This is a genomic window from Acidisphaera rubrifaciens HS-AP3, assembly GCF_000964365.1.
GTDB lineage: Bacteria > Pseudomonadota > Alphaproteobacteria > Acetobacterales > Acetobacteraceae > Acidisphaera > Acidisphaera rubrifaciens.
The window spans coordinates 1-945 of the sequence record NZ_BANB01001074.1 but is presented as its reverse complement, the minus strand read 5'-3'; the positions used below and the strand labels follow the sequence as shown (position 1 = coordinate 945).

Annotated in this window: 1 protein-coding gene and 1 pseudogene; one reads left to right on the top strand and one right to left on the bottom strand. The window is 74.9% G+C overall.

The features are described from left to right. Nucleotides 1-183, bottom strand: a 183-nt coding sequence (locus tag B8460_RS20115; protein WP_048863408.1) for a hypothetical protein, incomplete at its 3' end; no start/stop codon positions are given. A 175-nt stretch (nt 184-358) separates the two neighbouring features. On the opposite strand from B8460_RS20115, the pseudogene B8460_RS20110 reads away from it, so the two are divergent. Further along, nucleotides 359-945 (top strand): annotated as a pseudogene (locus B8460_RS20110) (hypothetical protein); the annotation flags it as partial.

The following is a 945-nucleotide window of genomic DNA, read 5'->3' as shown; positions in this document are numbered from 1 at the left end:
CGCGTTGCGCCCCTTGCGCCGGTCGTGGCGCCGGTCGCGCCAGTCGTTCTGCAGCCGCGCGACGCAGGCCAGCGCGAACACCGCCGGCACGACGACGGGGGGCAGCGCGACGCCGGCGACGCGGAACGCCGCCACTGCCAGCGCCGCCGCGAGACAGGCCATGAAGGCGCGGGCCGGGCGCATGCGGTTCCCTGTTTCCTTCCGGGTCCGAATCGGACACTGGCATGAATCCGGCCCCCGCGCGAGCGCCGGGCGGCCGGCGCAGGAGTGGCCCATGATGTTTCAGTGACATGGCCGTTGTCACGTTGACCGCGCGCCGCCGCCTGCGCTGTGTGCTGGATCACAGGACACGGCCCCGATGACGGGGACCGACACGACGAAGGCGGGGATGCGGGTGCTCGTCATGCGGACAGAGAACGTGCCGGCGGCCGACGCGCGGTTCTGGCGGACGCTGCTCGCCGCCAGCCTGCTCGGCACCGCGGCCGGCGATTTCGCGGCCGATACGGTCGGCCTCGGCTTCCTGGCCGGCCCGCCGGTGCTGTCCGTCGCGGTGACGATCGTGCTGCTCGCGGAGCGGCGGATCGGCGCGGTCGGGACCGGGTTCTACTGGGCCGCGATCGTGCTGACGCGCATCGCCGCGACCAACACGGCGGATTTCCTCACCCATGGCACGGGCCTCGGTCTCGGCTACGCGCCGGTGGCGCTCGCGCTGGCGGCGGCGCTGGCGCTGGTCGCGCGACGTGACCGGGTGGTGGTGGACGGGCGGTACTGGGTGACGATCGCGCTTGCCAGCCTGCTGGGCACCGTGGGCGGCGACTGGCTGTCCGACAGCCTCGGCCTGCGCTGGGCGGCGCTGGCCGCCCTGCCCTGCGTCGCGGTGCCGGCGCTGTGGCGCGCGCCGCGCGGCGTCGCCTTCTACTGGCTGGCGGTCGCGGGCGTGCGGGT